The sequence below is a fragment of the Arthrobacter mobilis genome (assembly GCF_012395835.1).
GTDB classification, from domain to species: domain Bacteria; phylum Actinomycetota; class Actinomycetes; order Actinomycetales; family Micrococcaceae; genus Crystallibacter; species Crystallibacter mobilis.
In genome coordinates, this window is record NZ_JAAZSQ010000002.1 from 428121 (window position 1) to 450870 (window position 22750).

Genomic DNA, 22750 nt, shown 5'->3' on the forward strand with positions numbered 1-22750 from the left:
GCACCACCCGGTAAAATGACTTCGTGCCCGTGTATTTTGACCACGCGGCGACCACGCCCCTTTCGGCGCAGGCCCTGGCCGCACTCACCCGTGAACTCAGCCGCTGCGGAAACCCTTCCTCGCTGCACGGCTCCGGCCGGCGTGCCCGCCGGGTGGTGGAGGACGCCCGCGAAACGCTCGCCGCCGCCGCCGGCGCCCACCCCTCTGAGGTGGTGTTCACCTCCGGCGGCACCGAGGCGGACAACCTGGCCGTCAAGGGGCTGTACTGGTCGCGGCGGGACGAGGACCCGCGGCGGCGCAGGATCATCTGTTCACCCGTGGAGCACCATGCGGTGCTGGATACCGTCGAGTGGCTGGAACGGCACGAAGGCGCCGAGGTGTGCTGGCTGCCGGTCGACGGCGACGGCGTGGTCTCCGTGCAGGACGTCCGCGCCGCGATCGAAGCCGGCCCCGGCTCGGTTGCGCTGGTGACGGTCATGTGGGCCAACAACGAAGTCGGCTCGGTGCAGCCGGTCGCCGACATTGCCCGGCTCGCGCACGCCTACGGCATTCCGGTGCACTCGGATGCGGTGCAGGCATTCGGGGCGCTGCCGCTGTCCTTTGCCGGTTCAGGCCTGGACACCATGGCCATCAGCGGGCACAAGATCGGCGGCCCGGTAGGCGTCGGGGCGCTGCTGGTTGGCCGCAGCGTGAAGCTGACGCCGGTGCTGCACGGCGGCGGGCAGGAGCGGGACATCCGCTCCGGCACCCTGGACACGCCGTCGATCGCCGCGTTCGCGGCGGCGGCAGAAGCCGCCGTCGCCAGTCTGCCCGAGGAAAGCCTGCGGCTGGCCCGGCTGCGTGAAAAGCTCATCGCCGGCGTCGCCGCCGCCGTTCCCGAAGCGGTGCTGCGCGGCACCCCCGACCCGGACCTGGCCGGGCTGCGCCTGCCGGGCAATGCGCATTTCACCTTCCCTGGATGCGAAGGCGATTCACTGCTGTTCCTGCTGGACCTGGCCGGGGTGGAGTCCTCCACCGGGTCCGCGTGCACCGCGGGCGTGCCCCGTCCCTCGCACGTGCTGCTGGCCATGGGGCTGACCGAGGAGCAGGCCCGCGGGGCGCAGCGGTTCAGCCTCGGGCATACTTCGACCGACTCCGACGTTGAAGCACTGGTGGCGGCATTGCCGGAAGCCTACGCGCGTGCCCGGAAGGCCGGCATGGCCGGGCATGAGTCGACGATCCGCACCGCCGGCACCCAGGACCTCTAACCCGGCGGCACCTGCAGCACCCGGCCGCACGGCGGGGCATCAACGAGAACACAAGGATTGGTTATGAAGGTACTGGCAGCGATGAGCGGCGGCGTGGATTCGGCCGTGGCGGCGGCACGGGCCGTGGAGGCCGGGCACGACGTCGTCGGCGTCCACCTGGCGTTGTCCCGCATGCCCGGAACGCTGCGCACCGGCAGCCGCGGCTGCTGCACCATCGAGGATTCCCGGGACGCCTGGCGGGCCTGCGACATCCTGGGCATTCCCTACTATGTCTGGGACTTTTCCGAGCGGTTCAAGGAAGACGTCGTCGACGACTTCGTCGCCGAATATGCCGCCGGGCGCACTCCGAACCCGTGCATGCGCTGCAATGAGCGGATCAAGTTCGCCGCTCTGCTGGAAAAGGCGCTCGCCCTCGGGTTCGACGCCGTCTGCACGGGCCACTATGCCAAGGTCATCGAGGACGAACACGGCAACCGGGAACTGCACCGGGCCGCGGACTGGGCCAAGGACCAGTCCTATGTGCTCGGCGTGCTCACGCACGAACAGCTCAAGCACTCGATGTTCCCGCTGGCGGACACCCCGTCCAAGGCCGAGGTGCGCGCCGAGGCGGCGCGCCGGGGCCTGTCCGTGGCCAACAAGCCGGACAGCCACGATATCTGCTTCATTTCCGACGGCGATACCCGCGGCTGGCTGGCCGAGAGGATCGAGATGCAGCCGGGCGAGGTCGTGGACGAAACCGGTGCCGTCGTGGGCGCGCACGAGGGCGCCAACGCCTTCACCGTGGGCCAGCGCCGCGGCCTGAAGCTCGGCCGGCCGGCCGCGGACGGCAAGCCGCGCTTTGTGCTGGAAATCCGGCCGAAGGAGAACAAGGTGGTGGTGGGGCCCGAGGCCCTGCTGGCGGTGGACCAGCTGCGCGGGATCAAGGTGTCATGGGCCGGGCTGCCGATCCCCGCCGTTCAGGCGCAGGCCGAGTTCGACTGCATGGTGCAGGTGCGCGCCCACGGCGATCCGGTGGCTGCCACGGCCCGGGTCCAGCTCGACGGCGGCCGGCAGCAGCTGGTGGTGACACTGGTCGAACCGATGCGCGGCGTGGCTCCGGGCCAGACGCTGGTGCTCTACCAAGGCACCCGTGTGCTGGGACAGGCCACCATCGATTCGGCGCGCTCGCTGGACTGGGACCCGGCACGGGTCTCCTGACCCCGGTCCGCTGACGGCCGGGGCAAAACGGTCGGAGCCGGCCGCTAGCCTGAATCCACTGGAGAGCAGGGGACCGGCGGCTGTTGTGTCGGTAGCAGGCAGTACTGTTCCTGCCAGGACAGTTCCGATGGTGGAGCGTCTGCCCCGGACGGCCGAGGAAGGTGGGCGGTTGTGGAAATTACCCCGGACTATGCCAGGCGCGTGGTGGCTGCCCTTGCCGCCAAATGCTCTTTGCCCGACAGCCCGCCTCCGCCGCAGCGGAAGGCCTCCCGAAAGGTGCCTGTCCCGGCCCGGCGTGCCGCACCGCAGGCCGACCGGGGCAGGCAACCGGACGGTGCGGCCCGGGCCGGGACCGGCCGGGGGGACCAGGGGCGCCGGGAACGCAGCGAAGGGCAGTAGCCGCGCCGGCTGCGGCGGCCGGCCAACGGCAGCGAAGCCGGCCGCAGGCGGGTTCGGACACAGGCCTGCCGTGCCGTGCGCAGCTTCATAGAGGGCAGGCTCTGCGCATCGGACCGCGGCAAAACAATAGACTGGACGCATGACTGAACCGCACGCCGCAGCCGACTTCGACCCCTCAGCCAGTTCCCTTGCCGGGCAGGTGGCTCCGGAAGTAATGGAAGAGCTGCTTGCCGTACGGGGCAGTATCGACAACATCGATGCCACCTTGGTCTACCTGCTGGCCGAACGGTTCAAGGCAACGCAGCGCGTGGGCTACCTGAAGGCCAGGCACAAGCTGCCGGCCGCCGACCCGGACCGGGAAGTGGCCCAGATCGCGCGCCTGCGCCGCCTGGCGGAAGAGGCGCACCTTGACCCTGCCTTCGCCGAGAAGTTCCTGAATTTCATCATTTCCGAGGTGATCCGCCACCACCAGGCCATTGCCGAAAACCACGGGCCGGCCGCGGATCCGGTCGAGGAACCGACAAGTGGCCGCTGAGGCCCCCGCGTCCGTCCAGTGCACCGGGTCTGAACGTCCGCTGCTCGTCTCCGCCACGGCCCTGGGCAGCTGGCCGGGGACGGATCCGGTGGAAGCGACCCGGACGGTGCGCGGCGAACTGGGCGAGCCGAACCTGCCGCACCTAGTGGAGCTGCCGGACCGCGGGACCGGCTCGGACCCGGTGGGCCGGACCGCGGCGATGCTGGTGGAGCTGGCCGTGGACGTCCAGCCGCATGGGTGGCGCCTGGTGGACCGCCCCGGCCAGGACCACCGCCGCGCCGTCTCGGCGCTGGCCACCGACCTGAACGTGCTGGCCGATGTGGCCGGGGCGGAGGAGAACCCGGGCCGGCAGTTGAAAGTGCAGCTGCGCGGGCCGCTGTCCCTGGCCGCCAACCTTTACCTGCACAACGGCGAGCGGGCACTGCTTGATGCCGGTGCCCGCCGGGACCTGGTCCAGTCGCTGGCCGCCGGCGCCGCAGGGCATCTGGCCCGGGTGGCCGCATCGGTTCCGGCTGGAACTCAGCTGGTGGTCCAGCTCGACGAGCCGGAGATCGACCGCGTGCTCGCCGGCTCGATCCCGACAGCCAGCGGCTACCGCACCCTGCGTTCGGTTCCCGGCCCCGAGGTTTCCCAGGCCTGGCAGACGGTGATCGGCGCACTGCGCGATGCCGGGGCCGTCGAAGTCGTGCTGGCCGTTCCGGCTGCCGGCACGGCCCTCGAGGCAGTTGCCGGCGTCGACGTCGACGGTTTCGCTGTCCCGGCGTCCGGGTTGGACACGCGGCGGTGGGAAACCGTCGCGTCGGCCGTGGAAGCGGACCGCAGGATCTGGCTGGGCGCCCTGGACACCGCCGACCCTGCGGCGCAGGTGCCGCAGGTCAGGCAACTGGTCGAAGGGGTGCTGCGCCCCTGGCGCCAGCTCGGCCTGCCGGCAGCCAGCCTGCCGCAGCTGCGCATTACCCCCTCCACAGGCCTGGCCGGGCACACTCCTGCCGCCGCCCGGCAGGTCCTGACCCGGCTCGGCCAGGTGGCCGACGCCCTCAACCAGGTCGTCGCCGACGCCTGAGCCCGGCCCTGTTACCCGGGCCGGTAGCTGAAGGCGCCGTCGTATTCGAGCACCGTGCCAAGCTGGCGCTGGATGACCTTGGTGCGGATCCGGAACCGGCCCTCGGCCCGGTCCCACCACTGTTCGGTGAACGCGGCGGCCTCCAGCAGCCTGGGCACCGGCAGCGGCAGCGGGCCCGCCAGCAGGCGGGCGCGGCGGGAGACCAGGCGCATCCGGCCGCCGGCACCTACGCTGCAGACCAGATCCGTCGCGAGCCGGCCGCTGCGGCCCAGCCGGTCCACCAGCAGGCCGCTGGCGGCATCCCAGGACGTCGTGTCCTCCAGGATCCGCGTGCGGCCGGCGAAGTCCAGCGTGCGCAGGGCGGTCAGCGCCGGCCCCCCGGACCCATCCAGCCGGGCCAGATTCACGATGCTGAACGGCACGTCGCGCCCATAGTCCGGGAAGAGCGAGCGGTCCCGGGCCGTCAGGGCCAGCAGCGGCCGCAGCACCGGCAGGGGGCAGCCGGCGACGTCGAAGGTTCCGCTCCCGGTGCCGCGGGAGCGGGGCCCGGACGGTTCCAGGCCGAAGTACTCCTGAAGTTCGGGTTGCAGCTGGAAGAAGCGGGCCCCCATGGCCTGCCGGTAGATGGACGTGTCCGCCTCCTACAGCCGGCCGGCCGCCTTGAGCTGGATGTATTTATCGGCCAGGGCCGGCGGCAGTTCATGCGGCGTGGCATCGACCACTTCGGCGCCCAGCTGCCGGATGGCGGCCGAAACGGCGGCCCGCTCCAGCAGCGCCCGCTCGGCGGCGGCGGCCCGGAAGGTCTCGGAGGCGGTCGCGCGTGCCTGCCGGAGCTCGTCCAGGTGCGGATCCCTCACCGAGGCCACCAGCACCATGTGCCTCGAGGCCAGCTGTGCCAGCACCGGCAGCAGCCCCTCCTCGGCGGCGCCGGAATCCAGCGCGGTGAGCAGCACCAGCAGCGACCGGTGCGAGGCGACGGCCTGGACCTGGGCCGGGAGCTGGCTCCAGTCGGTTTCGATCAGCTCCGGCTCCAGCGGTGCCATCGCAGTGACCAGCTGGTTGAGCATGTTGGACTTGTCCGAGGACTTCACCCGCGCCCGCACCCGCCGGTCAAAGGCGAGGAAATCCACGCGGTCCCCGCCGCGCTCGGCCAGCACGGCCAGCAGCAGCGCCGCTTCGATGCCGGTATCCAGCCGCGGCTCGTCGTCGATCCGGGCAGCGGACGTGCGGGAGGTGTCCAGCACAATGACCACGCGGCGGTCCCGCTCCGGGCGCCAGGTGCGCACGACGACAGCCTGCCGCCGGGCTGTGGCCCGCCAGTCGATCGAACGCACGTCGTCGCCGCGCACGTAGTCGCGCAGCGAGTCGAATTCCGTGCCGGCGCCGCGGATCTGCACGGCCGCCTTGCCGTCGAGTTCGCGCAGCTTGCGCAGCTTTGACGGCAGATGGCGCTTGGCGCGGAACTCCGGGAGCACGCGCAGCGCGCCCGGCAGCGGCAGCGTGCGCTGCCGGGCCGCCATCCCCAGCGGCCCGAAGGACCTGATGGTCGCATGGTGGGCCCGCAGGTCCCCCCGGCGCTGCGGCCGCAGCCGCACGTACATGAACCGGCGCTCGCCGGCCGGGATCAGCAGCTGCTGCACGGGATCGGCCGCCCCGGCCGAGGGCTGCCAGCCGTCCCTGATCCGGGCGCGCAGGGTCCGCGTGCCGGAGTTGATCAGTTCCAGCCGCCCCGTGCAGTCTTCGCCGAGCCGGACGCTGCCGGGCAGCGTCCGGTGGGCCAGCATCTTGCGCGGGGACGCCGCCAGCAGCAGGTCGGCGGCCACCACCGCGGCCAGCAGCAGCAGCCACCACAGCGCCGTTGTGCCGGAGGGGAAGAGCAGCAGCGGGATGATGCCGGCCAGCGCCAGCAGGATGAATCGTCCGGTCAGTGCCATCTGGATCCCGGAACCGGTCCGTCAGCGGGGCACCGGCACGGTGGCCAGGATGCTCTGCAGCACGTCGTCGGCCTGGACGCCGTCCATCTGGGCCTCCGGCCGCAGCAGCACCCGGTGGCGCAGGGCGGGCAGGGTCAGGGCCTTGACATCGTCAGGGGTGACGAAGCCGCGTCCGCTGAGCCAGGCCCAGGCCTTGGCGGTGTTGAGCAGAGCGGTGGCGCCGCGGGGTGAGACGCCGAGCTGGAAGGACGGGGCGGAGCGGGTGGCCCGGACCAGGTCCACGATGTAGCCGAGCACTTCCGGTGCGATCTCCACGCGGGCCACGTCGGCCCGGGCCAGGGCCAGGTCGGTGGCCGAGGCGACCGGCCGTACCCCGGCTGCGGCCAGGTCGCGGGGATTGAAGCCGAGGCTGTGGCGCCGGATGATTTCGATCTCGGCGCCGCGGTCGGGCAGCGGCATGGTCAGCTTGAGCAGGAAGCGGTCCAGCTGCGCCTCGGGCAGTGGGTAGGTTCCCTCGTACTCGACCGGGTTCTGGGTGGCCGCGACGATGAAGGGCTCGGGTAGCTTGCGGGCGACGCCGTCGGCGGAAACCTGCCGTTCCTCCATGGCTTCGAGCAGCGAAGCCTGGGTCTTCGGCGGGGTGCGGTTGATTTCGTCGGCGAGCAGGATGTTGGTGAAGACCGGGCCCTCCCGGAAGGTGAACTCGGCCGTGTGCGTGTCGTAGACCAGCGAGCCGGTGACATCGCCCGGCATCAGGTCGGCGGTGAACTGGATCCGCTTGGTCTGCAGGCTCAGGGCCGCCGAGAGTGTGCGCACGAGCAGGGTCTTGGCCACCCCGGGCACTCCCTCAAGCAGCACGTGGCCGTTTGCGAGCAGCGCGATCAGCAGGCCCGTGACGGTCGCATCCTGGCCCACCACCGCCTTGGCCACCTCCGCGCGGACATCGAGCAGCGCCTGCCGGGGCCGGTCCCGTCCGCCGGCAGGGGCGCCGGACCCGCCTGCGGCCTCCTCCCGGGCGGCTTCAAGCTGCGGGTTGGGGTGGTGCTCGCTCATCGGCGGATTACCTCTTTCTCTAGGGCCAGCAGGTCCCGGGCCCAGGCGGCCAGCTGGGCCTCGGTTCCGGGGGTGTAGGTGAGCAGCAGGTGCTCGAGCTGCGGGGGGCTGTACCGGGCGGAGGGGCCGGAGGGCCCGGCCGCGCCGGGCTGCCCGGACGGCAAGGACCCGGCGGCGGTCCCCAGGGCGGCGGCGGTGGCATGGACGACGGCGGCCGCGTCGGCTCCGGGACCCAGTCGAAGGTGCGCCGCCAGCCGGGCCAGGGTCCCGGCGCGAAGGTTGGCCGCCGCGCGGGCCACCGCCTTGGACTGCTGGTAGAGCCGGGCCCTGCCCTGCGCGGTTTCCGCGGCGGGGACGACGACGGGCAGCGGCTCGGTGACCAGCGGGCCGAGCCGCCGGCCGCGCCACAGCATGGCCAGCACACCGGTGCCCAGCAGCCAGAGCGAGACCGGGTGCACCCACGCCGGCAGCAGGCTCAGCGGCTCCCGCGGCTGCTCCGTCAGCTGGACGTCATCCGCGCTGGGCTGGTACCAGATGAGCCTTGCGGTGCTGCCCAGGGTGTGCAGGGCCAGCGCGGCGTTGCCCTGTTCGGTGATCCGTCCGTTGCTGAGCACGTGGCCGGCACCGAGGACCACCGTGCTGCCGCCGCCGGTGGTGGCGTAGGCTCCGGCCGGGTCTGCCGGGGTATCGAAGGTGAAGCACAGCGAGTCCGCCCGGTAGGCCAGCCCCCCGCGGGAGATGGCCGAGGCGGCCGCCGGGCCGGGGACGCTGCAGTCCGCCGGCAGCGGTCCGCCGTCGCCGGGGACCAGCCCGGCAGGCAGGACACCGGGGGCAAGCGCGCGCAGCTGCGGCAGTGACGGTTCCACCAGGACCAGCCGGGCGGCCTTGTCCTCCAGCAGTTCCAGCTGCGCCGGCTGCAGGTAGCCGTCGGCGTCGTGCAGCAGCAGCGTGGCAGGTTCCCGGCCGGCCAGCAGCCCGCCGGCTTCCTCCAGGGACTGCGGAACGAGGACCTGCACGCCCTGGGCACGGAGTACCTCGGCCACCGCCTTGGCCCCGTCCGGGGCCGCATTGCCGGGGGAGAGCCCGCGGGTATCGCCGGCCGAGCGGACCAGCTGCAGCACCACCATGCCGGCCAGCAGCAGGAACAGGAGAAACCAGAAGCCCCAGCGGCGCAGCACCTGCCGGAGGGGACTGCGGGTACCGGAAGGTGCGGTGCCGTCGGCCGGTGCCGTGTCCGGCAGGACTCCCGCCGGCGCCGTCACTGCGGCACCGCCGGCTCCGCAACAGCCCGGGGGTCAGCCCCGGGCGGCGATGACGCCAGGGCGGCATCCAGCCCCCGCACGGCGAGGTAGCCGTCTTCGTCCGCGGGAAGGTTGCCGTAGCGGACCGTGTCGAAGATCCCGGCAGCCCGGCGGAGCCCGCCGGCGTGTCCGGGGAAGACGGCGGCGAGCCGTGCGGCGACTTCGTCGGCGGTCCGGCCGGGCTGCTCCTCGAGTACGGTCCGCTCCTCCGCGGCACGCACGAGCGCGCGGAACTGTTCGGTCACGGCGGTGTTCCAGTCGCCGCGGGCGGCGGCAGCTGCCGCCAGGCTGCGGTGCTCGGCGGCGGTCCGGGTGTAACCGGCGTCGAACACCTCGGCCCGGTGCCGCCGCCGGCGGTCCAGCCGCGGCTTGACGATCCAGATCATGGCCGCGATGAACAGCAGGACGGCCAGCCCGATCACCAAGGTGCCGGCATTCGGATCCAGTCCTGCCAGCGAGGAGAGCGTTTCCTCCAGCCACCGGAGGAAGCCCTCCAGCAGCTCTTCCAGGAGACCGGGCTTGGCGTCCTGGTATTGCTGCCTGGCCAGTTCCCGGATCAGCAGCTCGCGCGCCTCATCCGGGTCCGGTGCCACGGGAACGCCAAAGCCGGAAGGTCCGGGGATTGCGGCCGTTGCCAGCCCCTGGATCAGCGGGCCCACGGGCTGCCCGAGGCATCCGGCGGCCCGGCCGGACCCGGGGACAGGCCCGGAATCGTGCGGGTCTCGGATCCTGCCGCCTGCTCATGCTCGTGTGCGAGGATGACGTCGAAGCCTTCGCGGCGGATCCGCAGGTCGATGTACACCAGGGCGATCACGGCGGCCTGGAAGGCGTAGCCGATCGCGGAGAAGATGGATGAGACCAGCATCGACGCCAGGGTGAGCGGCCCCATCACGGCCAGCATCTCCTCGGGCGAAGCAGTTTCCCCCGTCAGCGGGGCCACCAGGCCCAGGGCGAAGGAGATCGGCATGCTGATCACCGAGGTAATGACCGAGACGATGACCGTGCACAGCAGCACGATGCCGAAGGTGCGCCACCAGTTGCCGCTGGTCAGCTGCCACGAGCGGCGCAGCGAACCAGGCAGCGACGCCCGTTCCAGGACCATGGCCGCCGGCGCCAGCATCAGCTTGATGCCGATCCAGACCGCGGCCAGGACCAGCCCGACGGCCACCAGCACGATGATCAGGGCCGACGCCGCTCCCAGCAGGTCCGCCAGGACGACGGCGCCGGCAACGATGGCGGCCAGCACCAGGACGGTCAGCAGCAGGTACAGCAGGCCCAGGACGACCAGCGCCCCGGTCCGGCCACGGGCCAGCGACCACATCAGGGCGAACCCGGTCCGCTGGTTCACCGCCGCCCGGGCGGTGGGAATGGCGAGCACGCCCTGCAGCAGCAGGACACCCACGCTGGAGAGCAGGCCGAGCACGGCCGAGGAAACCAGCAGGGATGCCCCGAGGGACAGCGCCGATTCCTCCGGGAGTTCGTTCCCGGCCAGCACCTGGGTCCCGCCGAGCACGCCCAGCAGCAGGGCGCCGGCCAGCCAGGCCAGCAGGGTGACGGCGACCTGGAACAGCACGGCGGTGCCGAAGACCGCGGCGGCATTCTTGCGGGCGGCCTGGAAGGCGCCGTCGAGGATTTCCCCGACGCCAAGCGGGCGCAGCGGAATGACTCCCGGCTTCGGCGGCGCCGTATAGCCGGGGTATCCGGGGTAGCCGGGATGTCCCGGCTGGCCGCCCGGCCCGGGGCTGGACCCGGGGGGCTGCTGCCAGCCCGGGACCTGCCCCCACTGTGGCTGCTGCCCCCATTGCGGCGGTTGGCCCCACTGAGGTTGCTGGCCCCACGGTGGCTGTCCGCTGCCAGCTGGACCCTGGCTCAAGAAAATCCCCCTGCACTGGTCAAAATGTCAAAGTGTTAGCCTTCCAACAGCCTATAGTTTCCGCCTGACAGTTCATAGGACGCGCACCGGCGGGGTGTGGGCGGCGGGCCGGCGGCAGGGAATACCGGAGGATGGCCGGGTATGCGGAAGAATAGGGAGATATGAAGGCACGCATTCTGGTCGTAGATGATGATGAGGCGCTGGCCGAGATGATCGGCATCGTCCTGCGCAACGACGGGTTCGACCCGGTATTCTGCGCTGACGGCGCCAAGGCAGTCGAGGTGTACCGCAGCACGAAACCGGACCTCGTCCTGCTGGATCTGATGCTGCCCGGCATGGACGGAATCGAAGTCTGCCGCCAGATCCGCGCCGAATCCGATGTTCCGATCGTCATGCTGACCGCCAAATCGGACACCTCCGACGTTGTGCGCGGCTTGGAGTCGGGCGCCGACGATTATGTGCCCAAGCCCTTCAAGCCTGCCGAACTGGTGGCCCGGGTGCGGGCCCGGCTGCGGCCCGGGGACCAGCGCGCCCCCGAGACGCTGCGGATCGGCGACGTCGTGATCGACGTTGCCGGCCATGCGGTGCACCGCGGCGGGGAGAAGATTTCCCTGACGCCCTTGGAGTTCGACCTGCTGGTGGCGCTGGCGCGCAAACCGTGGCAGGTATTCTCCCGCGAACTGCTGCTCGAGCAGGTATGGGGCTACCGCCATGCCGCTGATACCCGGCTGGTCAATGTGCACGTCCAGCGGCTGCGGTCCAAAATCGAACGTGATCCGGAGGCGCCCGAGGTTGTGCTCACCGTCCGCGGCGTCGGTTATAAGGCTGGCCAAGGTTAGTTGGAGCTTGCGCTGGGACGATGGCCTGCGAGGCTGGCGGCATCTGCCGCCGGCCTGCGCCATGCCATCCTGAATTCCGCGGGCACGATTGCCCACAAGTGGCGCCGTTCGCTGCAGTTCCGCACGGTGGCCGCCACCGTGCTGCTGACGGCGCTGGCCTTTACCGGCGTCGGTGCGTTCCTGTCGAGCCAGATCGCCTCGGGCCTGTACGAGGAGCGGGTGCAGCAGGCCGAGGCTGAGGCCCAGCGCGGCCTGTCCCGGGTCAAGAGCATCTTCGAGAATTCCTCGGCCAGCGACCGGGAGACGGTCACCACCATGGTCACCGACACCCTGCAGCTGCTCGAAGGTACCGGGGCGGAGGCTCCCCGGTACTTCCTGCTCACCCCGCTGAAGAACTCGCAGAACCTCTATGTGGCCAGCCTGACGAATTCCACCATTACGGCTGCCACGATTCCCGAAGCCCTCAGCCAGGCCGTCGCCGGCGGGCAGGGACAATACCGCCAGGCGCTGGAACTGCCCGTGGGGGACAAGGATGTGCCTGGCATCGCATTCGGCACCCAGGTGGTCCTGCCGCCGGGCAATACCTATGCGCTCTACTTGATCTACGACCTGTCCTCGGTGCAGCAGACCCTGGACTTCATCCACCGCGTGCTGTGGGTCGGCGGCGGCCTGTTGCTGGTGCTGATCGGCGGGGTTGCCTGGCTGGTGACCCGCGCCGTCGTGCACCCCGTCAGCGAGGCGGCGGCGGCCTCGGAGAAGATTGCCGCCGGCGAGCTGCAGGAACGCCTCGTCGTCAAGGGCGAGGACGAACTGGCCCGGCTCGGTGCTTCCTTCAACCATATGGCCGAAACCCTCCAGGAGCAGATCACCCAGCTGGCGGCCCTGTCGGAAATGCAGCAGCGGTTCGTGTCGGATGTTTCCCACGAGCTGCGCACGCCGCTGACCACCGTCCGGATGGCGGCCGAGGTGCTCTACGACGCGCGCGAGGACTTCGATCCGGTCAACGCCCGGTCCGCTGAGCTGCTGTACAACCAGGTGGAGCGCTTCCAGGCGCTGCTGGCGGACCTGCTGGAAATCTCCCGGTTCGACGCCGGTGCGGCGGTCCTGGATGCCGAGCCGGCCGACCTGCTGGACGTGGTCCGCCGCGCGATCGAGGACGCGCGCCCGCTGGCAGAGAGTTCCGGCTCGGCGCTGGAACTGGTGACCGGCCTGGATCACTGCATCACGGACATGGACCCGCGCAGGATCGACAGGATCCTGCGCAACCTGATTGTCAACGCGCTCGAACATGGCGAGGGGAGGCCGGTGCAGGTCATCGTGGCCGCCTCCGAGGAGGCTGTGGCGGTGGCCGTGCGCGACCATGGCATCGGCATGACGGCGGAAGAGGCGTCCAAGGTTTTCGACAGGTTCTGGCGGGCCGACCCGGCCAGGGCCCGGACCACCGGCGGAAGCGGTCTGGGCCTGTCCATCGCGGCCGAGGACGCCCGGCTGCACGGGGGCTGGCTGCAGGCCTGGGGCAAACCGGGCGAAGGGTCCTGCTTCCGGCTGACGCTGCCGCGGCGCCGCAATACGGTGCTGCAGCAGTCCCCGCTGCCGCAGCCGCCGTTCGCCCCGGGAGGAGCTGGCGAGGCAGAGCCGCATGCCGGCCTTCCTGCCGCGGCCCCGGCCACCGGCCCGGGCAAGGAGGAGGAACGTGCCCAACACCACAGCTAGCAGCCGAGGGCCCCGCCGCGAGCCTGCTAGCGGCGGGAGGCTGCGACGCGCCGGGATGCGGGGAGGAACGGCGCTGCCGCTGCACGCCGTCGCCGTCCTGCTGGCGGTCCTGCTGACCGCCTGCTCAGCCATCCCCACCTCCGGTCCGGTGGCCACGTACCTGGCGGAGGACGGCGGGCGGAACCAGGGGCCGGAGTACACCTTTAATCCGCCGGGACCGGAGGAGGGGGCCACGCCCGAGGAAATCGTGCAGGGCTTCCTCCTGGCCGGTACCGCCACGCAGGACGACTACAAGATCGCCCGCGAGTTCCTGGCACCGTCGCTGGCCGGCGAATGGAAGCCGGTGGAGCGCACGGTGGTGTTCCGCGACGCCGTCAAGATCGTCGGATCGCCGTCCGAATCCGAGTTCGTCCTGCAGCTGGAAGTGGAGTCCGTGGTGGATGAGCGCGGGATCCTGCAGGCGGCGGAGGAGGGGACCACCGAATCCGTTCCGGTGAACCTCGTCCAGGTGGACGGCCAGTGGCGGATCTCCCGGATCCCCGACGGCACCATGCTCTCCGCCGCGGACTTCCGCACTCTTTTCGCCGCCCGCAACCTGTACTTCTACGACGCCACCTACACCTACGCCGTCCCCGATGTCCGTTGGTTCGCCAGCCGTCAGGGCGTCTCCGCCGCCATCGTGTCCGCACTGTTGGAAGGGCCGGCACCCTACCTGGCCGGCGCGGTGCTCAGTGCCTTCCCGGAAGGCACCACACTGGTGCGGCGCTCGGTGCCCGTAGAGTCCGGTGCGGCGACGGTGGATCTGTCCGCCGAGGTGCTGACCGGGACCACCTTCCTGCGGCGCCAGCAAATGCAGCAGCAGCTGGAACTGACCCTGGCCGGGCTGAACACCATCAGCACGGTGAAACTCACGGTGGACCAGCGCGATGTGGACCTGGGCAGCGGGCCGGACCCGGCCTTCCATGCGGCCGTCCGCGATCCGGCCGTCGGTGATACCCAGATCGCCGTGCTGGACGGCGAACTGGTCTACTACGAGGGATCCCGGCCGATGCGCCCGGAGGACCTTCCCTCGGTGGCGCGGTTCGCGCCCCAGGACCCGGCCATGTCCCTGGACCAGCAGCAGTTCGCGTTCCTGAACGGTCAGCGGACCCGGATGCTGGTCATCGGGACCGACCGGTCGGTGCAGGAGGCGGCAACCGGCACGGCCCTGACGGCGCCGAGCGTGGATCCCTTTGACTGGGCGTGGACCGCGGCCGGGGACGGCAGCGGCCAGGTATACGCGGTGGCGCCGGACCGGAGGCGGGGCGCTCTGGTCGAGGTCGGAGCCCAATGGCTGACCGAACGCACGATCAAGGCTCTGGAAATCTCCCGGGAAGGATCGCGGGCCCTGATCATCGCCGTCGAGGGCGGCACCACCAAGGTGTACGTCGCCGGGGTGGTGCGGGACCGGGACGGCCGGCCGAAGAGCATTAACACACCCACCGCGCTGAACCCTTCGGTGCGCGTGGACCGGGGCGTATGGGCCAACGAGGAAACAGTGGTGGTCATGGCGGCCTCGTCCACCAAGGACGTCACGGCGGAGGCGCTGGGACTGGATGCGACGTCGCTGCGGATGGCCCCGCTCGAGGGCATGATCGGGATCAGCGCAGGCAACGGTCCCGAGGACGTCTATGCCGAAACCCCCGACACCCTCTACGTCAGGGTCGGCAACAGCTGGGCCCCGCAGTCCCCGCCGGTAGTCCGGGACCGGGCCTTCCCCGGTTAGCACGCAGCCGGTTCCTCCCCGGGGCACCTGCGCGACACGTCCTGCACAGGCGCGCAACTCCGGGCGGTTGTCCCCCGAACAGCACCGGCTCCTCGCACCGGCAGGACCGGAACGGCAGGCTGGCCGCATGGACAGCAGCGACCGTGCCGCCGCCGTGGCATCAGCACTGGATTCGTTCTACTACCGGCCCGAAGTCCAGCTGCTGCGCCGGTGGTGGTCGGAGTTTGGCCGGCTGGTCCTGCCCACCGAGTGTGCCGGCTGCTCTGCTCCGGATGAGGGGCTGTGTCCGGGCTGCCGGGCCAGCCTGCGGCGGGCGACGGCGCGGCCTTACCGCGCCGAAGCAGGGGCGGCGTCGCTGCCCTTCCTCGACGACTGCCTGGACGGCGCCGGGCCTGGCATGCGGGACCCGCAGGTCCTGCCGGTGGTCGCTGCCGGCCGCTACCGCCACGAGCTGGCACTGGCGGTCCTGGCTTTCAAGAACCACGGCCGGACGGACCTGGCAGCCGTGCTGGCGGCAGCCCTGGGCCGGGCCGTGCACGACGCCGCGGGGCAGCTGCGGGGAACGGGCCCCGGACCGCTGCTGCTGGTCCCGGTGCCGGCACGTCCGCGCGCACGGAACCGGCGCGGCTATGAGCCGCTTGGCCTGCTGCTGCGCCGGCTGGAGCGGGGCAGGCTGCTGCCGCCCGGCGTCGTCGTGCTGCATGCGGCGACGGTCCGGCCGCGTCCCGGGGCTGCCGGGCGGGCGGTCGCAGAAGGCGTTGGGCCGGTCGGCCCGCCGTCGCAACGTCGCCGGGTCCATGCAGGTGCGCCGGCGCTGCCGGGAGGTCCTGGCCGGGCACAGTTGCCTGCTGGTGGACGATGTCCTCACCACCGGCGCCACGCCCGCGGAACTGGCCCGCGCAGTGCGGCAGGCCGGGGGTCAGGTTGCCGGCGGCGTGGTTCTGGCCGCGGCATGCGCGCCGGACGGAGGCACGGCGCGGATCCTGCCTCAGCCGTGAGCGAAACCGGCGCCGGTGTTCCGCAGCAGCACGCGCCGGCCCGCCGATTGTCGCCGGGCCGGGTGAATTTAACCTGACGAAGGGGTGAATAAAGCGGGGGGTTGTTCTAACGTGAAGTATGGGCTCCTGAAGAAGGATGTGGCCCATCTTCAGCGACTGAGAGGAGTATTTCCTGCAGTCGCTGTTGTGTCATCTAAGCAAGTACGGAGGGCACCATGGAATTCAACATCAACGGCAGGAATCTGTCCGTTTCCGACCGTTTCCGTGAGTACGCTGAAGAGAAGGTCTCCAAGATCGAGCAATTGGGGGACAAGGTCCAGCGCCTGGATGCCAAGGTCACCAAGGAGACTAATGCCCGCAACGCTGAGAGTTCCATGACGGTCGAGCTGACGGTCCTCGGACGCGGCCCTGTGGTCCGCGCCGAAGCGTCGGCCGCAGACAAGTTCGCCGCCTTCGACCTTGCCTACGGCAAGCTGATGGAACGGCTTCGCCGCGCCCGCGACCGGCGCAAGGTCCACCACGGCCGCCACGTTCCGAAGGGCGTCCACGAGGCAACCGCCCCGCTGCCGCCGGCCAGCAGCTCCATCCCGCTGCACGAGGAGGCATCCGCCCGGGCCGCACAATCCTCCGCGGCACCCGAGGAGGAACAGACCGGCTATGAAATCGAGAACGACGTACCGGCCGGAGACTCGCCGGTGCTCATCCGCCGCAAAGTCTTCCCGACCCGGCCCATGACGCTCGACGACGCTGTCGACAACATGGAACTCGTCGGCCATGATTTCTATCTGTTCATCGATACCGCCACGGGCTCGCCCAGCGTTGTCTACCGCCGGCGCGGCTGGACCTATGGTGTCATTTCCCTGGACGCCAACTGCGACGAGAAGTCCACTGCCCAGTCCGAACTGCTGGCCTACCGGTCCTGATCCGGACCCCGGGAGCCTGCAGACCCGCAACCAGCGGGGGAGCGGCTGCTCCTAGTATGAGGGTATGAATGCACGGCTGACCCTGTCCCAGGCCCGGCGCATCGCGCTCGCGGCGCAGGGACTGGCCAAGGAACGGCCCACCCGCCCGGCTGCGGCCCGGCAGGTGGGCCGGACCTTTGACCGGCTTCAGCTGCTGCAGATCGACTCGGTGAACGTGCTGGCCCGGGCCCACTACCTGCCCTTCTTTTCGCGGCTCGGGCCGTACGACACCGGCATCGTGGACCGCATGGCAAGCCGCGCGCCGCGGCGCATGGTCGAGTACTGGGCGCATGAAGCAAGCTATGTGCGCCCTGGACACTTCGCGGACCTGCGGGTATGGCAGCGGCGGCCATGGGTCGGCGCCGCGGGCCTGGATCCCCAGTTGCGCCTGGACCTGACCGAACGGATCCTGCAGACCCTGGACTCCTCCCGGCCGCTGACCGCACGGGCCGTGGCCGAACGGATCGGCCACGCGGAAAAAGTCCCGAAGAGTGGCTGGGGATGGAACTGGACAGCGGCCAAGCGCGTGCTGGAGGACCTGTTCGAGCAGGGCCTGGTCAGCGCTGCCGGCCGCACCGCCCAGTTCGAACGGCTTTACGCACCTGCGGCGAAGGTGCTGCCCGCGGCCTGCGGCCCGCTGCACCTGCCGGACCGGGATGAAGCGATGCTCCGCTTGATCGAGGCGGCGGCTGCCGCCCACGGCATTGGCAGCACCAGGTGCCTGGCCGACTATTTCCGGCTCCCGGTGAAGGCCGCCGCGCGGGCCGCCGGGACCTTGGTCCGCCAGGGACGGCTTGAAGAGGTGGAAGTGGCAGGCTGGCCCGGACCGCTGTACCTGCATCCGGCGGCGGCCAGGCCGCGCAGGGCCGGCGGGCGGGCCTTGCTGGGCCCCTTCGACTCGCTGGTCTTCGAGCGCCGGCGGCTCCAGCAGCTGTTCGGTTTCCACTACCGGATCGAAATCTACACCCCGGCCGGCAGGCGCCGGTTCGGTTACTACGTGCTGCCGTTCCTGCTCGGAGAACAGCTCTGCGCGCGGGTGGACCTGAAAGCGGACCGCGGCGCGGGACTGCTGCTGGTGCGCGGAGCCTACGCCGAGCCACAGGCTCCGGTGGAAACCGCCGTGGAACTGGCACAGGAACTGGGCCTGCTGGCACAGTGGCTGGGCCTGGCAGGCATCGTGGTGCTGGACCGGGGAAACCTGGCAGCAGCACTGGCCCGAGCATTGGGCGGGCGGCTGCAGGAGCCCGGTCCCGGACAAGTTCTGGCGCGGCAGGATACTTCTCTCACGTAGACTGAAAAAGCCAGAACTCTGCGCAAACGACTGGGAGCAATGTAGTGCCTTCGATTCTCGAGCGAGTCCTTAGAACCGGCGACAAAAAAACGCTGAAACGTCTAAGGGCCTATGCCGACGCGATCAACGTGCTCGAAGAGGACTTCAGGAGCCTCAGCGATGCCGAACTGCGGGCCGAGACCGACACGCTGCGGCAGCGCCACCTCGACGGCGAGCACCTGGACGACCTGCTGCCCGAAGCCTTTGCTGCGGTGCGCGAAGCCGCCGGCCGCACGCTGGGCATGCGTCACTTCGATGTCCAGCTGATGGGCGGGGCGGCGCTGCATCTGGGCAACATCGCGGAAATGAAGACCGGTGAAGGCAAGACGCTGGTGGCCACGGCGCCGGCCTACCTGAATGCCCTGACCGGCAAGGGCGTGCACGTGGTCACCGTGAACGACTATCTGGCCGAGTACCAGTCCGACCTGATGGGCCGGGTCTACCGCTTCCTGGGCCTTTCCAGCGGCTGCATCCTGTCCAACCAGGATCCGTCCGTGCGCCGCCAGCAGTACAACGCGGACATCACCTACGGGACCAACAACGAGTTCGGGTTCGACTACCTGCGCGACAACATGGCCTGGAGCAAGGAAGAGCTGGTCCAGCGCGGGCACCACTTCGCCATTGTCGACGAGGTGGACTCCATCCTGATCGACGAGGCGCGCACCCCGCTGATCATTTCCGGCCAGGCCTCGGGGGACGTGAACCGCTGGTACACCGAGTTCGCCCGCGTCGTGACCCGCCTGAAGCGGGACGAGGACTACGAGGTGGACGAGAAGAAGCGCACTATCGGCGTGCTCGAGTCCGGGATCGACAAGGTCGAGGACTACCTCGGCATCGACAACCTGTACGAGTCGGCCAACACCCCGCTGATCGGCTTCCTGAACAATGCCATCAAGGCCAAGGAGCTGTTCCGGCGGGACAAGGACTATGTGATCCTCAACGGCGAGGTGCTCATTGTGGACGAGCACACCGGCCGCATCCTTGCCGGCCGCCGCTACAACGAGGGCATGCACCAGGCGATCGAGGCCAAGGAGGGCGTGCAGATCAAGGCCGAGAACCAGACGCTGGCCACGATCACCCTGCAGAACTACTTCCGCCTCTACGAAAAGCTCTCCGGCATGACCGGTACGGCCGAGACCGAGGCTGCGGAATTCATGGGCACCTACAAACTGGGTGTGGTGCCGATCCCGACCAACAAGCCGATGGCCCGCGTGGACAGGCCGGACCTGATCTACAAGAACGAACTGGCCAAGTTCGATGCCGTGGTCAAGGACATTGCCGAGCGCCACGAGAAGGGCCAGCCGGTGCTGGTCGGGACCACGAGCGTGGAGAAGAGCGAATACCTCTCCAAGCAGCTGGCCAAGCAGGGCATCCGGCACGAGGTGCTCAACGCCAAGAACCATGCCCGCGAGGCCGCGATCGTCGCGCAGGCCGGACGCAAGGGCGCCGTCACGGTGGCCACGAACATGGCCGGCCGCGGCACCGACATCATGCTCGGCGGCAACGCCGAGTTCAACGCGGTGGCCGAGCTGCAGAAGCGCGGACTGGATCCTGCCGACAACCCGGAGGAGTACGAGGCGGCCTGGCCGGCGGCGCTGACAGCAGCCCAGGACGCAGTCAAGGCCGAGCATGAAGAAGTTCTGAAACTCGGCGGCCTGTACGTGCTGGGTACCGAGCGGCACGAATCCCGCCGCATCGACAACCAGCTGCGCGGCCGGTCCGGACGCCAGGGGGATCCGGGCGAGTCCCGCTTCTACCTGTCGTTGACGGACGACCTGATGCGCCTGTTCAATGCCGGCGCCGCGGAACGCATCATGAACTCCTCGCGCATGCCCGACGACGTCGCGCTGGAGTCCAAGATGGTGTCCAAGGCGATCGAGAACGCCCAGGCCCAGGTGGAGGGCCGCAATGCCGAGCAGCGCAAGAACGTGCTGAAGTACGACGACGTGCTCAACCGGCAGCGCGAGGCGATCTACGGAGACCGCCGCCGCATCCTCGAAGGGGGCGACCTGCACGAAAAGGTCGGCTACTTCCTGGAGGACGTGGTCACCGCCATGGTCAACGAGGCCACGCTGGAAGGCAACGGCGACGACTGGGATTTCGAACAGCTGTGGACCAACCTGAAGCAGCTGTACCCGATCCAGCTGACCATCGACGAAGTCCTGGAGGAAGCCGGCGGTAAGTCCGCCGTCACCGCGGACTTCCTGCGGGAGGAGATCATCTCCGACGCCAAGGTTGCCTACGCTGCCCGGGAGGCGGCCATCGGCGCCGAGAACATGCGCGAACTTGAGCGCAAGGTGGTGCTCTCGGTGATCGGCCGGAAGTGGCAGGAACACCTCTACGAGATGGACTATCTCAAGGAAGGTATCGGGCTGCGGGCCATGGCCCAGCGCGATCCGTTGGTCGAATACCAGCGCGAGGGCTACGTGATGTTCCAGGCGATGATGGAATCCATCCGCGAGGAGTCCATCGGCTACTTGTTCAACCTGGAGGTCAAGGTCCAGGAGCCGGCGCCGGTTTCCTGGCCGGGCGTGGCCGATGCCCGCGGCCTGGTGCAGCATCCGCAGATCACCGCTGCCGGCCTCGAAGCGCCGCAGCGGCCGGCAGCGCTGCAGTTCACGGCTCCGAGCCCCACGGGCGAGGCCGAAACGCACGTCGAACGCCAGCGCCCCGCCGGTGCCAAGGGCGGCAAGCCTGCCGGCTTGGATGAGGCCGAGGACCAGCCGGCGGGCGGTGGGAACCGCGCCGCCCGCCGCCGCCGCAAATAGCGCCCTAAGTGAAGCGGCAGGGGTCCCCGTCCCGAGCTTGCGAGGGACGGGGCAGCCGCGGAACGGAAGCGGCAGGGGTCCCCGTCCCGAGCTTGCGAGGGACGGGGCAGCCGCGGAACGGAAGCGGCAGGGGTCCCCGTCCCGAGCGAAGCGAAGGCGGGGGACCCCTGCCGGGCATTAGCCGATTTCCAGCGCCGCTTCATAGACCTCGTTGCCGACGTGGCAGACCCGCGCCGAACGTACCTGCGGGCTGGGCAGCAGCCGGAGCCCGGTCCGGCGCGCTGCCCGGCCGGCCGCGCGCCGGTTCCTGAGTTCCTGCGCGAGGGCCGCCCGGTGGACCAGCTTGTCATAGCAGTCCGGGTCCAGCCAGCGGGCCAGCTGCTGGACCGGGCGGGTGCCGCCGATCACCTCCATGCAGGCCTGGGTGATGGAGCGCGCCGTGCCGGTGACCTGGCGCAGTTCGCCGGCGTCGCCTTCTTTCGCCCTGCCGGCAGCGGGCGCGTCCGGGTCTGCGGCTAGTGCCGCCGGTTCGGTGGCCGGCTGGGGACGAAGCCGGATCACGGGTGCGAAATAGCTGTCCGGTTCCGCCGGACGGACCGGCCGCACGGTGAGCGGCCGGGGTGCCCCGCTGGCCGGGGCGAGCAGCTGCCCGCCGAGCTGGACGGACTGTGCAGCCGCGGGATCCAGCCGGCTTGCGTCGCTCATGGTCGTTCCTCTCGTCGTGCTGCTTGGCTCAGCGCTGGGTCGGCGGGGTCAGGAGCTGGCCCGGAAGCAGGAACCCGGGATCGGCCCCGATCGCTTCCCTGTTGGCGGCGTACCAGCGGGGCCAGTGCGCGGCGATCTCGGCGTCGGTGGCCAAACTGCCCAGATCCCGGGCGGCGATCTGCCACAGGGTGTCCCCGGCCCGGACCGTCACAGTGGCGGGCCCGGGCTGCCGGGACGGCGTGGTGGCGCGCCCCGTAACCAGGCCGGGCGAAGGTGCCGGGGCTGCGGGCTGCCAGGTGGGGTCAACAGCCGGACGTTGATGCGCCCCCGGGCCGGGAACCAGGAAGTACGGGTCGGTCTGCCCTCCAGGGGCTGCCGGCATGATGGCCACCGGGCCCGGGCCGCCTTCGGGCAGCGGGGTGGAGGCATGGGCTGCCGGGCCGGAAAGCAATTGCAGGCCGACGACTGCAACCACCAGGCGCCGCAGGAACGCTGGGCTCGCGGCAAGCGGGAATGCCGCGAGGCGGACATGGCCGGCGCGGTGCAGCAAGGTTCCGGCCACTGCCAGCAGCAGGCCGAGGACCCACCACGCGGTGGTGGTCAGCCCGGCCGCGGCCGCGACCAGGCCCAGAAGTTCGGAATATCCTGTCCACCCCCGGCCGGCCCCAGGTTGTGTCCAGTAGTCGCCCGCGATCAGCCAGCCGGGCCCTGGCAGAGCTTGAGCAGGCCGTGCCGTCGGCTGCACCCCAAGTGGTGTTCAACCGGGTCAGGCAAGGGGCGGCGGGACGGAAACCGGAACGGCAGCTGCGCGAAGCCTGGGAACGCTTTGCTCCGGGCCGGGACATCAGGGCCTGCCTGCCGGCTGACTTTACGGCAGCCGACGCGGCGCTGCTCGGCGGTTCCGTGCTGCTGGAGACGGCACCGGGCTCGGCGCTGCGCCAGGCCATCGCACGGCTGGCAGGTCCAGCTGCTCCGGTGCGCCGGGGCCTGTTGCGGCGGCAGGCGGCCAAAGTGAAGTTTTGATGCCGGGGGACTAGGCTAAAGCTGACGGCCGCAACGGGGCGGACC

At 70.4% G+C, this 22750-nt stretch carries 20 protein-coding genes; 12 read left to right on the top strand and 8 right to left on the bottom strand.

Going from position 1 to position 22750, the window contains the following annotated elements; all coding sequences use genetic code 11:
• Positions 1–23 precede the first annotated feature (23 nt).
• The 4 genes from HGG74_RS04485 to HGG74_RS04500 all read left to right on the top strand — a co-directional run bounded on the left by HGG74_RS04485 (position 24) and on the right by HGG74_RS04500 (position 4441).
• On the top strand, positions 24–1247 hold the full coding sequence (locus HGG74_RS04485; protein ID WP_168485120.1) for a cysteine desulfurase family protein: 1224 nt from the start codon (positions 24–26) through the stop codon (positions 1245–1247).
• Positions 1248–1310: 63 nt separating this feature from the next.
• Positions 1311–2444, top strand: a complete 1134-nt coding sequence (mnmA, locus tag HGG74_RS04490) for a tRNA 2-thiouridine(34) synthase MnmA (RefSeq protein WP_168485121.1) — start codon at positions 1311–1313, stop codon at positions 2442–2444.
• A gap of 538 nt (positions 2445–2982) precedes the next feature.
• Positions 2983–3378, top strand: coding sequence for a chorismate mutase (locus tag HGG74_RS04495; RefSeq protein WP_168485122.1), 396 nt, complete (start codon positions 2983–2985; stop codon positions 3376–3378).
• The gene (locus HGG74_RS04500) at positions 3368–4441 is read left to right on the top strand and encodes a uroporphyrinogen decarboxylase/cobalamine-independent methonine synthase family protein (RefSeq protein ID WP_312856734.1); all 1074 of its coding nucleotides are present in this window, start codon (positions 3368–3370) and stop codon (positions 4439–4441) included. Before HGG74_RS04495 ends, HGG74_RS04500 begins: the two co-directional genes overlap by 11 nt.
• An 11-nt stretch (positions 4442–4452) precedes the next feature.
• Here HGG74_RS04500 and HGG74_RS04505 read toward each other — a convergent pair whose 3' ends face one another.
• The 6 genes from HGG74_RS04505 to HGG74_RS04530 are packed head-to-tail and all read right to left on the bottom strand — an operon-like array spanning position 4453 to position 10602.
• Positions 4453–5052, bottom strand: a complete 600-nt coding sequence (locus tag HGG74_RS04505; protein ID WP_168485123.1) for a DUF4166 domain-containing protein — start codon at positions 5050–5052, stop codon at positions 4453–4455.
• Between the two features lie 30 nt (positions 5053–5082).
• The gene (locus tag HGG74_RS04510; RefSeq protein ID WP_168485124.1) at positions 5083–6375 is read right to left on the bottom strand and encodes a DUF58 domain-containing protein; all 1293 of its coding nucleotides are present in this window, start codon (positions 6373–6375) and stop codon (positions 5083–5085) included.
• Positions 6376–6396: 21 nt separating this feature from the next.
• The gene (locus HGG74_RS04515) at positions 6397–7428 is read right to left on the bottom strand and encodes an AAA family ATPase (protein WP_168485125.1); all 1032 of its coding nucleotides are present in this window, start codon (positions 7426–7428) and stop codon (positions 6397–6399) included.
• Complete coding sequence (locus tag HGG74_RS21880) at positions 7425–8690, bottom strand: DUF4350 domain-containing protein (RefSeq protein WP_168485126.1); 1266 nt, start codon at positions 8688–8690, stop codon at positions 7425–7427. The genes HGG74_RS04515 and HGG74_RS21880 overlap by 4 nt, the downstream gene beginning before the upstream one ends.
• Positions 8687–9322, bottom strand: a complete 636-nt coding sequence (locus tag HGG74_RS04525; protein WP_312856735.1) for a DUF4129 domain-containing protein — start codon at positions 9320–9322, stop codon at positions 8687–8689. Before HGG74_RS04525 ends, HGG74_RS21880 begins: the two co-directional genes overlap by 4 nt.
• A 53-nt stretch (positions 9323–9375) precedes the next feature.
• Positions 9376–10602, bottom strand: coding sequence for a DUF7847 domain-containing protein (locus tag HGG74_RS04530; RefSeq protein WP_168485127.1), 1227 nt, complete (start codon positions 10600–10602; stop codon positions 9376–9378).
• Positions 10603–10763: 161 nt separating this feature from the next.
• Between HGG74_RS04530 and mtrA the strand changes: the two genes are divergently transcribed.
• From mtrA to secA, 7 genes are all read left to right on the top strand, one after another.
• A complete protein-coding gene (gene mtrA, locus HGG74_RS04535) occupies positions 10764–11441 on the top strand; it encodes an MtrAB system response regulator MtrA (protein ID WP_168485128.1) in 678 nt (225 codons plus the stop codon).
• Positions 11442–11495: 54 nt separating this feature from the next.
• Positions 11496–13154 carry an MtrAB system histidine kinase MtrB gene (mtrB, locus tag HGG74_RS04540; RefSeq protein WP_246262647.1) on the top strand — a complete coding sequence of 553 codons (1659 nt, stop codon included), beginning with the start codon at positions 11496–11498 and terminating at the stop codon, positions 13152–13154.
• A 55-nt stretch (positions 13155–13209) separates the two neighbouring features.
• Positions 13210–14919 (top strand): LpqB family beta-propeller domain-containing protein, encoded by a 1710-nt coding sequence (locus tag HGG74_RS04545; protein ID WP_168485130.1) that lies wholly within the window; start codon positions 13210–13212, stop codon positions 14917–14919.
• A 127-nt stretch (positions 14920–15046) separates the two neighbouring features.
• A complete protein-coding gene (locus HGG74_RS04550; protein WP_168485131.1) occupies positions 15047–15994 on the top strand; it encodes a hypothetical protein in 948 nt (315 codons plus the stop codon).
• Between the two features lie 138 nt (positions 15995–16132).
• Entirely contained in the window at positions 16133–16840 is a 708-nt protein-coding gene (hpf, locus tag HGG74_RS04555; protein ID WP_168485132.1) for a ribosome hibernation-promoting factor, HPF/YfiA family, read from the top strand.
• Between the two features lie 64 nt (positions 16841–16904).
• Complete coding sequence (locus HGG74_RS04560) at positions 16905–18170, top strand: winged helix-turn-helix domain-containing protein (protein ID WP_168485133.1); 1266 nt, start codon at positions 16905–16907, stop codon at positions 18168–18170.
• Between the two features lie 44 nt (positions 18171–18214).
• Complete coding sequence (gene secA / locus HGG74_RS04565; protein ID WP_168485134.1) at positions 18215–20977, top strand: preprotein translocase subunit SecA; 2763 nt, start codon at positions 18215–18217, stop codon at positions 20975–20977.
• Between the two features lie 177 nt (positions 20978–21154).
• Here the strand turns inward: secA and HGG74_RS04570 are convergent, their stop codons facing one another.
• Positions 21155–21682 (bottom strand): Rv3235 family protein, encoded by a 528-nt coding sequence (locus HGG74_RS04570; RefSeq protein ID WP_168485135.1) that lies wholly within the window; start codon positions 21680–21682, stop codon positions 21155–21157.
• A 28-nt stretch (positions 21683–21710) separates the two neighbouring features.
• On the bottom strand, positions 21711–22427 hold the full coding sequence (locus HGG74_RS04575) for a LysM peptidoglycan-binding domain-containing protein (RefSeq protein WP_168485136.1): 717 nt from the start codon (positions 22425–22427) through the stop codon (positions 21711–21713).
• On the opposite strand from HGG74_RS04575, the gene HGG74_RS04580 reads away from it, so the two are divergent.
• Entirely contained in the window at positions 22412–22705 is a 294-nt protein-coding gene (locus HGG74_RS04580; protein ID WP_168485137.1) for a MinD/ParA family ATP-binding protein, read from the top strand. The two genes, HGG74_RS04575 and HGG74_RS04580, sit on opposite strands and share 16 nt — an antisense overlap.
• The last annotated feature ends 45 nt before the right edge of the window (positions 22706–22750 follow it).